The sequence below is a fragment of the Legionella fallonii LLAP-10 genome (genome assembly GCF_000953135.1).
Lineage (GTDB): Bacteria > Pseudomonadota > Gammaproteobacteria > Legionellales > Legionellaceae > Legionella > Legionella fallonii.
Genome location: NZ_LN614827.1, coordinates 3097214 through 3107500, shown reverse-complemented (window position 1 = coordinate 3107500; position 10287 = coordinate 3097214). Strand labels below are relative to the sequence as shown.

Sequence of the window (10287 nt, the reverse complement as noted above, 5' to 3'; positions counted from 1 at the left end):
TCGAGCAGGTACGAAAGTAGGTCTTAGTGATCCGGTGGTTCTGTATGGAAGGGCCATCGCTCAACGGATAAAAGGTACTCCGGGGATAACAGGCTGATACCGCCCAAGAGTTCATATCGACGGCGGTGTTTGGCACCTCGATGTCGGCTCATCACATCCTGGGGCTGAAGCAGGTCCCAAGGGTATGGCTGTTCGCCATTTAAAGTGGTACGCGAGCTGGGTTTAGAACGTCGTGAGACAGTTCGGTCCCTATCTGCCGTGGGCGTAGGAAAATTGAGAGGAGCTGCTCCTAGTACGAGAGGACCGGAGTGGACGAACCTCTGGTGTACCGGTTGTCACGCCAGTGGCATCGCCGGGTAGCTAAGTTCGGACGGGATAACCGCTGAAAGCATCTAAGCGGGAAGCCCCCCTCAAGATGAGTTTTCCCATGAAGCCCGTTGAAGACTACGACGTTGATAGGCAAGGTGTGGAAGCGCAGTAATGTGTGAAGCTAACTTGTACTAATTGGCTGATTGTCTTGACCATATAATCTGAGTCGCTTTACAATAGGCGCTTAGAGAATGATACGAATGATGTGTTACCTCAAGATTTACCAGACCCTGTCGGGCGGTTGTTAATGAGTCATTAGCACCTTCCTCTGGGGGTTAAACAGTTTTCCTGGCGACAATAGCGATTTGGAACCACCTGATCCCTTCTCGAACTCAGTAGTGAAACGAATCAGCGCCGATGATAGTGTGAGGTCTCCTCATGCGAAAGTAGGACATCGCCAGGGTTTTATTTTAGATGACAATATTGAATGAAAAAAGTAAAAGTTGTCACAAAGTAGTTTTAAAAGTGTAAAAAGCTAATATGCTGGCGTAGCTCAGTTGGTAGAGCAACTGACTTGTAATCAGTAGGTCCCGGGTTCGATTCCTGGTGCCAGCACCATCTAAAAAGGAGTAGTCGTTAACTAAATATTGACTTTCCTTTGATCTTAAAAGACAATAGCGTTCTTTTTGGAGGGGTTCCCGAGCGGTCAAAGGGATCAGACTGTAAATCTGACGGCTCTGCCTTCGAAGGTTCGAATCCTTCCCCCTCCACCAGTTAAAGAAAAAGATGAAAGCGGGTGTAGTTCAATGGTAGAACTTCAGCCTTCCAAGCTGATAGCGTGGGTTCGATTCCCATCACCCGCTCCAATATATGAGGTAGTGTAGATATTTGCTTGTTCATGTTGGTTAGCAAGCTGATATGTTAAGCCCAGCCCACATAGCTCAGGCGGTAGAGCACTTCCTTGGTAAGGAAGAGGTCGTTGGTTCGAGTCCAGTTGTGGGCACCATGTAAATATTATTTAGCAAACGGGGAGAATTTCCGATGGCGAAGGAAAAGTTTGAGCGTAAGAAGCCACACGTAAACGTGGGCACAATTGGTCACGTAGATCATGGTAAGACAACACTAACAGCTGCGATTACAACAATCATGGCAAAGAAGTTTGGTGGTATAGCTAAGGCATATGACCAAATTGATGCTGCGCCGGAAGAACGTGAGCGCGGTATTACCATATCAACAGCACACGTTGAATATGAATCAGCAAACAGACACTACGCACACGTAGACTGCCCAGGACATGCTGACTATGTTAAGAACATGATTACTGGTGCAGCTCAGATGGACGGAGCTATATTGGTTGTTTCTGCAGCGGATGGTCCAATGCCTCAAACTAGAGAGCACATCCTATTATCACGTCAAGTTGGTGTACCATACATTGTTGTGTACATGAACAAAGCGGATATGGTTGATGATCCTGAGTTGCTAGAATTGGTAGAGATGGAAGTACGTGACTTATTAAGTAGTTACGAGTTTCCTGGCGATGATATTCCTATTGTTGTTGGTTCTGCTTTGAAAGCATTGGAAGGCGACACTAGTGAAATTGGTATTCCATCAATTGAGAAACTGGTTGAGACATTAGACTCATACATTCCAGAACCAGTTCGTAACATTGATAAACCATTCTTGTTACCGATTGAAGACGTGTTTTCTATTTCTGGACGTGGAACAGTAGTTACTGGACGTGTCGAGAGTGGAATAGTTAAAGTAGGTGAGGAAATTGAGATTGTTGGTATTCGCGATACTCAAAAGACGACGTGCACAGGCGTTGAGATGTTCCGTAAATTGCTTGATGAAGGTCGAGCTGGGGACAACGTAGGCGTGTTGTTACGTGGTACTAAACGAGATGAAGTTGAGCGTGGCCAAGTACTAGCAAAACCTGGTACAATCAAGCCTCACACAAAGTTTGAAGCAGAGGTGTACGTGTTGTCAAAAGAAGAAGGTGGTCGTCATACACCATTCTTTAATGGCTATCGCCCACAGTTCTATTTCAGAACAACCGACGTAACTGGTACTTGTGACCTACCGGCTGGTATTGAAATGGTAATGCCTGGAGATAACGTACAATTAGTTGTTTGTTTACATTCACCGATTGCGATGACTGAAGGTTTACGTTTTGCAATTAGAGAAGGTGGCCGTACTGTTGGCGCCGGTGTTGTTGCAAAAATAATCGAGTAAAAGGTAACTGTGTTGGCATAAAATATAATTTTATGCCAATTGAATTTAGGCCAGTAGCTCAATTGGCAGAGTGGCGGTCTCCAAAACCGCAGGTTGGGGGTTCGATTCCCTCCTGGCCTGCCAACTTACCAAGTATATATGAATAGTTCAAACGAAAACCAAAGTAATATTAAGGATATAATGTCATGGCTAGCAGTGGTTCTTATCACTGTAGGGGCCTTTTTTTGTACTTATTACTACAATTTTTCAGGGCCAATCCAAGCGATGATCTGGCTGGGATGGTTTATATTAACTTTATTTTTTGGCTACTTGACTACTAAGGGCAAGCAAGTATTTCTATTTGCCCAAGAAGCTAAAGTTGAATTACTAAAAGTAGTTTGGCCAACACGTCAAGAAACAATCCAGACAACAACTATAGTGATGGTAATGGTTACGGTAACCGGGTTTATCCTATGGGGAATTGATTCTATGATGATGTGGGCAATCGCTAAAATAACACATTTAGGGTAAATACGGTGGACGAACTCAAATCTAAACAGTGGTACGTTGTTCATGCCTATTCAGGATATGAGAATTTTGTAATGCGTGAAATAACGTCACGTGCAGTACACCATAATTTACAAGATAAAATTGGTGAAGTGGTAGTCCCATCTGAAGAAGTGGTTGAAATGCGTTCCGGACAAAAACGGAAGAGTACACGTAAATTTTTCCCCGGGTATGTGTTAGTTAATATGGTTATGGATGATCAAACATGGCACATGGTAAGAGCCATCCCTAGAGTACTGGGTTTTATTGGTGGAACAAGTCAGACTCCAACGCCTATTACCGAGAAAGAAGCTCGAGCAATTATGCAGCGAGTTGAAGATGGTGTCACTAAGCCTAGACCTAAGATTCTCTTCGAGCCAGGTGAAGTTATTAGAGTTAAAGAAGGCCCATTTGTTGACTTCAATGGTGTGGTCGAAGAAGTTAATTATGAGAAAAATAGATTGAGAGTCGCTGTTCTTATTTTTGGACGCTCAACTCCTGTCGAACTTGAATTTAGCCAGGTAGAAAAAACATAACCTGTGCTACATTACAGAACATCATTTATTGATCAAAGTAAAATAAAACAATAATAAAAAGATTGGTTTTTATAAAATCGGGGAGCTAGTAGATAAAGTGATAGCATTTTTGTTGTTGCTACGAGCTAGCGTATGACCCATAAGGAGTAAAAATGGCAAAAAAAGTAGAAGCATATATTAAGTTGCAAATTCCCGCAGGGAAGGCAAACCCAAGTCCACCAGTTGGTCCTGCTTTAGGTCAACGAGGTGTAAACATTATGGAGTTTTGTAAGGCATTTAATGCTGCAACACAACAAATGGAGCAAGGCTTGCCTACTCCTGTTGTGATTACTGTGTATACTGATCGTAGTTTCACATTTATTACTAAAACACCTCCAGCATCAGTTCTTCTGAAAAAAGCTGCAGGGATTCAAAGTGGCAGTGGTACACCTAATACGAAGAAAGTAGCCAAACTAAACGTCAGTCAACTTGAAGAGATTGCAAAGGTCAAGCAACCTGACTTAACTGCAGCAGATTTAGCAGCAGCTGTTAGAAGTATTGCAGGTACAGCGCGCAGCATGGGTATTGAAGTTGAAGGTTTGGAATAAGGGGTTACCATGTCAAAGTTATCTAAAAAACAGAAAAAGATTATAGAAGTGATTAAGCCTAATCATTTATACAACGTTCACGATGCTGTCGCTATAATAAAGCAATTTGCATCTACTAAATTTCGTGAAAGTTTAGATATTAGCGTAAATTTGGGCGTGGATCCACGTAAATCAGATCAAGTTGTTCGCTCTTCAACTAATTTACCAAAAGGTACTGGCAAGGTCGTAAGAGTAGCCGTTTTTGCTCAAGGCGATAATGCAACAAAAGCAAAAAATGCAGGTGCTGATATTGTCGGGTTTGAAGACTTAGCTGAGTCGATAAAAGGTGGCGTAATGGACTTTGATGTTGTTATCGCTACTCCTGATGCTATGCGTATTGTTGGTCAATTAGGACAAATTTTAGGCCCAAGAGGTTTAATGCCTAACCCTAAAGTTGGTACTGTAACAACTAACGTTGAAGCAGCTGTAAATGATGCAAAATCAGGTCAGGTTCGTTATAGAACTGATAAGAACGGAATTATTCATTGTTCAGTTGGTAAAGTTGATTTTTCTGCAGAAGATGTACTCGAAAATATTGTAGCTTTAATTAACGATCTTAAGAAAGCTAAACCGGCTTCTTCTAAAGGACAGTATCTGAAGAAAATATCATTATCTTCAACTATGGGACCTGGATTATCTATTGATATTTCATCAATACCTGTGTAAGATACCAACCCATTTTAAGAATTCACGGCATAGATTAGGTTCCATGTCGTCGAAGACCGCAGGTGCGAAAGCTTAATGTCCTGCGCAGACGGTGAACCGGCTCCGAATATAATCTGAGACGGCCACCATAACTGTCAAATCCATGTGGTTTGTACATATTAGGAGGTCAGTAACGTGACATTAAATTTAGCTGCAAAAAAGGCCGTTGTTGAAGAAGTGACTGCAGTCGCATCTAAGGCTATTTCAGCAGTGGTTGCTGATTATCGTGGTTTAACTGTTAATCAAATGACGCAATTACGTAGTGAAGCGCGTAAGTCTGGTGTTTATCTTCGAGTTGTAAGAAATACTTTAACAAGAAGAGCTTTTAAAAATACTGAATTTGAGTGCTTAAATGACTTACTTGTAGGTCCTTTATTTATAGCTTTATCGCTAGAAGCACCTAGTGATGCAGCTAGACTACTGAAAGAATTCACAAAGACATTTGATAAGCTTGAAATTAAAGCTTTATCTGTTGGTGGAAAAGTTTACAATGCCAATCAAATTGATGCGGTGGCTAGCTTACCAACACGCGATGAAGCAATAGCTAAATTAATGTATGTGATGAAAGCGCCGATTGAGAAATTTGTCCGTACTCTTGCAGAACCTCACGCCAAGTTGGTGAGAACTATTGCAGCAGTAAAAGACAAAAAAGCAGAATAATCCACATAATCATTTATTATTTTATAACTAGGAGCTAGTAATGGCTGTGTCAAAAGATGAAATTTTAGAAACAATCTCCAACATGTCTGTTATGGAAGTTGTTGAGCTTATCGAAGCTATGGAAGAAAAATTTAACGTATCTGCTGCAGCTGCTGCAGTTGCTGTAGCTGCACCTGCTGCTGGTGGAGCTGCTGTTGCTGAAGAGCAAACAGAATTTAACGTAATTATGACTAGCTTTGGTTCTAACAAAGTTGGCGTGATTAAAGTAATTCGTACTATCACTGGCCTTGGCTTGAAAGAAGCTAAAGATCTAGTAGAAGGCGCTCCTTCAACTGTTAAAGAAGGCATATCTAAAGATGAAGCTGCTACTATCAAGAAAGAGCTTGAAGAAGCTGGCGCTACAGTAGAAGTTAAATAATTAAGATATAAAAGTACTATGTGACCCAGTCATGTTTACATGGCTGGGTTTGCGCGTTTGAAGTCATCAATAATTTACAGAGGAAACACCATGGCCGTTGCAGAAGCTAAACCTCAATATTCACATGCTGAGAAAAAACGATTTCGCAAAAGCTTTGGTAAGCAGATTGATCAAATGGCTATACCAAATCTGCTTGAAATTCAACTTAAATCCTATAGGGATTTTCTCCAGACCGATACTCGATTAAGTGAACAACTTAAAACTGGACTACATGCCGCATTCTCATCTGTGTTTCCTATTGAAAGTTTTTCTGGTAATGCAAGACTTGAATATGTGGGATATAAACTAGGTGAGCCCGCATTTGATGTGCGTGAATGTAAACTGAGAGGTTTAACCTACTCAGCCCCCTTACGGGTCACGATAAGACTTGTTGTTCTTGATAAAGACGCAAGCGATGAGCCAAAGCCAGTTAAAGACATTAGAGAGCAAGATGTTTTTATGGGTGAGATTCCTTTAATGACTGATGTCGGTACTTTTGTTGTCAATGGCACTGAAAGAGTCGTTGTATCACAGCTGCACCGTTCTCCAGGCGTTATCTTTGAACATGATAAAGGTAAAACGCACTCATCTGGAAAACTACTATATTCAGCACGTATAATACCTTACCGTGGTTCATGGTTAGATTTTGAATTTGATCCCAAAGATTGTGTTTATGTCCGTATTGATAGAAGACGTAAATTGCCTGTGAGCATATTATTAAGAGCTTTAGGTTACGAAACTGAAGATATTTTGGGTGAATTTTTTGAAGTAACAAATTGTCACCTTAAAAATGGTGAATATCATATTGATTTAATTCCACAACGTTTACGTGGAGAAATAGCTTCATTTGATATTCTTGTTCCTGAAACAGGTGAATTAATTGTTGAACAAGGACGCAGAATCACTGCTAGACACATTAAACAAATGGAAAAAGCCCAAATGCAGGATCTCGTAGTTCCTAGAGATTACTTAATTGGGAAAATATTAGCTAAAAATGTAATTGATACATTAACCGGTGAGTTTTTAGCGAAAGCAAATGATGAAATTACTGAAGAATTATTAGATGCGATGGCTGATAATGGAATTCTTCAAATTGATATGATCTATACTAACGATTTAGATCACGGGTCATACATTTCAGATACTTTAAAGATTGACCCGACGTCAAGTCAGCTCGAGGCCTTGGTTGAAATTTACAGAATGATGCGACCAGGTGAGCCACCTACAAAAGAAGCTGCAGAAGCATTATTCAAGAATTTATTCTTTGTTGATGATCGATACGATCTATCCGCTGTTGGACGAATGAAATTTAACAGACGAGTAGGTAGAAAGAACGATGATGGTCCTGGTACTCTGATTAAAGAAGATATCCTGGCTGTTATTAAGACCTTAATTGATATTCGAAATGGTATCGGTATGGTTGACGATATTGACCACCTTGGTAATCGTAGGGTACGAAGTGTCGGTGAAATGACTGAAAATCAGTTTAGAGTAGGCTTGGTTCGCGTAGAACGTGCCGTTAAAGAAAGACTTAGTCTAGTTGAGTCAGAAAATTTAATGCCTCAAGATTTAATCAATGCAAAACCAGTTTCTGCTGCGATTAAAGAGTTTTTTGGCTCTAGCCAGCTGTCTCAATTCATGGATCAAGTTAATCCATTATCAGGGGTAACTCATAAGCGAAGAGTATCTGCTTTAGGCCCAGGCGGTTTAACTCGTGAACGTGCTGGTTTTGAGGTACGCGACGTACATACAACTCACTATGGGCGCGTCTGTCCTATTGAAACTCCTGAAGGTCCTAACATCGGATTGATTAACTCTCTATCCGTTTATGCTAGAACCAATGATTATGGGTTCATTGAGACACCTTGCCGTAGGGTAATTAATGGTCGTGTAACCGATGAAATTGAATATTTGTCTGCTATTGAAGAAGTTGATCAATACATCGCTCAATCTAGTGTAGAACTTGATGAGCAGGGCAATATTTTGGCTGATTTAGTTCCCTGTAGACATCAGAATGAGTTCTCATTAACGACTCCTGATAAAATTAATTACATGGATATTTCTCCTAAACAGATCGTTTCTGTTGCTGCGTCTTTAATTCCATTCCTTGAGCATGATGATGCGAACAGGGCGCTCATGGGATCAAACATGCAACGACAAGCAGTTCCCACATTGCGCTCTGAAAAGCCACTAGTTGGTACCGGGATGGAACGAATTGTTGCTTCTGATTCTGGGGTTTCCGTTGTTGCAAAACGCGGTGGAATAATAGATTCAGTTGATGCTTCACGTATTGTCGTTCGTGTAAACGATAATGAAACAACAGCAGGTGAAACAGGGGTTGATATTTATAACCTTACTAAATATTTCCGCTCTAACCAAGACACGTGTATTAATCAACGTCCAATCGTATCTACAGGTGATCGTATACAAAAAAGTGATGTTTTAGCCGATGGCCCCTGTACTGATATGGGAGAGTTAGCATTAGGACAAAATTTATTAGTTGCCTTTATGCCTTGGAATGGATATAACTTTGAGGACTCTATTCTTATATCAGAACGAGTTGTCCAAGATGATAGGTTTACAACTATCCATATCGAAGAACTAACCTGTATCGCACGTGACACTAAATTGGGAACAGAGGAAATCACCGCAGATATTCCTAATGTTGGTGAGTCTGCTTTATCTAATTTAGATGAGTCAGGTGTTGTTTACATAGGTGCTGAAGTAAGTGCTGGTGATATATTGGTGGGTAAAGTGACGCCAAAAGGTGAAACACAATTAACACCAGAGGAAAAGTTACTAAGGGCAATATTCGGTGAAAAGGCTTCTGACGTAAAAGACTCTTCACTTCGAGTTCCTTCAGGAATGAATGGTACAGTAATCGATGTACAAGTATTTACTAGAGATGGCTTAGATAAAGATGCTCGTGCTAAGAGTATCGAAGAAGAACATTTAGCGAGAGTTCGTAAGGATCTTATTGATGAGCGACGTATTCGTGAAGAAGATATTTACCATCGTGTATCTAATTTACTTCTAGATAAGGTAGCAAATGGCGGACCTAATAACTTAAAGCCAGGCTCTAAGATCACTGATGATTATTTGTTAAAAGTAGCTAGAGATAAGTGGTTTGATATCCGTTTGGATAATGATGAAATTAGTCAACAACTTGAGCAGTTATCAAAGCAGCTCGAGCTTTTAACAAAAGAAATGGAAAAGCGTTTCAACGATAGCCGTAAAAAAATTATCCAAGGTGATGATTTAGCACCAGGCGTCTTGAAAATCGTTAAAGTCTATTTAGCTGTAAAAAGAAGGATACAGCCTGGTGATAAAATGGCTGGTCGACATGGTAACAAAGGGGTTATTTCCATCGTTGTTCCTATTGAAGATATGCCTCATATGGAGGATGGAACCGCAGTTGATATCGTGCTCAATCCATTAGGCGTACCATCACGTATGAATATCGGACAAGTTCTAGAGACTCATCTAGGATTGGCTGCAAAAGGCCTAGGGATTAAAGTTGCCCAGATGCTTGATAGTAAGCAATCGGCTGAAGAAATTAGAGGGTTTTTGAACAAAATATACAATCATAGTGATATTCAACGAGTTAATCTTGATTGTCTCAATGAAGAAGAACTCTTCAGATTGGCTGACAATTTACGTGCGGGCGTTCCTATGGCAACCCCTGTGTTTGATGGTGCTTCTGAAGAAGAAATCAAGCAAATGCTGCAGTTAGCAGATTTACCCTCTGATGGAAAAACGGTACTAATTGATGGTCGCACAGGAAACAAGTTTGATAATCCTGTCACAGTCGGTTACATGTACATGTTGAAACTAAACCATTTAGTTGATGATAAAATGCATGCTCGTTCAACTGGCTCATATAGTTTAGTAACGCAGCAACCACTCGGCGGTAAGGCACAGTTTGGTGGACAGCGGTTTGGGGAAATGGAAGTTTGGGCACTAGAGGCTTATGGTGCAGCATATACTCTGCAAGAAATGCTAACTGTGAAATCAGATGACGTTGGAGGTAGAACAAAGATCTACAAAAACATAGTCGATGGAGATCATCGTATGGACCCAGGAATGCCCGAGTCTTTCAATGTACTGCTGAAGGAAATTAGAGCGCTGGGAATTGATATCGAGTTAGATCACGGTTAACTGTTCAGCGATAGATACTGACTAACCAAATTTTGGAGGCATAAACTTTGGCTACTCTAAACAACGACCCAATGAGAAA

General features: G+C 40.8%; 8 protein-coding genes, 5 tRNA genes and 2 rRNA genes (1 of these 15 running past the window's edge). All 15 read left to right on the top strand.

Features of this window, described 5'->3' with window-relative positions; translation table 11 throughout:
• Nucleotides 1-525, top strand: a 23S ribosomal RNA gene (locus LFA_RS12910); it begins 2372 nt to the left of the window's first position.
• A gap of 131 nt (nucleotides 526-656) precedes the next feature.
• A 5S ribosomal RNA gene (gene rrf, locus LFA_RS12905) occupies nucleotides 657-772 on the top strand.
• 79 nt (nucleotides 773-851) lie between these two features.
• Nucleotides 852-927 (top strand) — tRNA-Thr (locus LFA_RS12900).
• 70 nt (nucleotides 928-997) lie between these two features.
• Nucleotides 998-1082, top strand: a tRNA-Tyr gene (locus tag LFA_RS12895).
• Nucleotides 1083-1101: 19 nt separating this feature from the next.
• Nucleotides 1102-1175 (top strand) — tRNA-Gly (locus LFA_RS12890).
• Between the two features lie 64 nt (nucleotides 1176-1239).
• A tRNA-Thr gene (locus LFA_RS12885) sits at nucleotides 1240-1315 on the top strand.
• A gap of 35 nt (nucleotides 1316-1350) precedes the next feature.
• Nucleotides 1351-2541 (top strand): elongation factor Tu, encoded by a 1191-nt coding sequence (gene tuf / locus LFA_RS12880; RefSeq protein WP_045096555.1) that lies wholly within the window; start codon nucleotides 1351-1353, stop codon nucleotides 2539-2541.
• 47 nt (nucleotides 2542-2588) lie between these two features.
• Nucleotides 2589-2664 (top strand) — tRNA-Trp (locus tag LFA_RS12875).
• A gap of 15 nt (nucleotides 2665-2679) precedes the next feature.
• Nucleotides 2680-3051, top strand: a complete 372-nt coding sequence (secE, locus tag LFA_RS12870) for a preprotein translocase subunit SecE (protein ID WP_045097594.1) — start codon at nucleotides 2680-2682, stop codon at nucleotides 3049-3051.
• Between the two features lie 5 nt (nucleotides 3052-3056).
• Nucleotides 3057-3602 carry a transcription termination/antitermination protein NusG gene (gene nusG / locus LFA_RS12865; RefSeq protein ID WP_084602177.1) on the top strand — a complete coding sequence of 182 codons (546 nt, stop codon included), beginning with the start codon at nucleotides 3057-3059 and terminating at the stop codon, nucleotides 3600-3602.
• Nucleotides 3603-3754: 152 nt separating this feature from the next.
• Complete coding sequence (rplK, locus tag LFA_RS12860; protein WP_045096562.1) at nucleotides 3755-4189, top strand: 50S ribosomal protein L11; 435 nt, start codon at nucleotides 3755-3757, stop codon at nucleotides 4187-4189.
• A gap of 9 nt (nucleotides 4190-4198) precedes the next feature.
• Entirely contained in the window at nucleotides 4199-4894 is a 696-nt protein-coding gene (gene rplA / locus LFA_RS12855; RefSeq protein WP_045096561.1) for a 50S ribosomal protein L1, read from the top strand.
• A 174-nt stretch (nucleotides 4895-5068) separates the two neighbouring features.
• Nucleotides 5069-5593 carry a 50S ribosomal protein L10 gene (gene rplJ / locus LFA_RS12850; protein WP_045096560.1) on the top strand — a complete coding sequence of 175 codons (525 nt, stop codon included), beginning with the start codon at nucleotides 5069-5071 and terminating at the stop codon, nucleotides 5591-5593.
• A gap of 40 nt (nucleotides 5594-5633) precedes the next feature.
• A complete protein-coding gene (rplL, locus tag LFA_RS12845) occupies nucleotides 5634-6011 on the top strand; it encodes a 50S ribosomal protein L7/L12 (protein ID WP_045096559.1) in 378 nt (125 codons plus the stop codon).
• A 90-nt stretch (nucleotides 6012-6101) separates the two neighbouring features.
• Nucleotides 6102-10208: a DNA-directed RNA polymerase subunit beta gene (gene rpoB, locus LFA_RS12840; RefSeq protein ID WP_045096558.1), complete on the top strand. Its 4107-nt coding sequence runs from the start codon at nucleotides 6102-6104 to the stop codon at nucleotides 10206-10208.
• The last annotated feature ends 79 nt before the right edge of the window (nucleotides 10209-10287 follow it).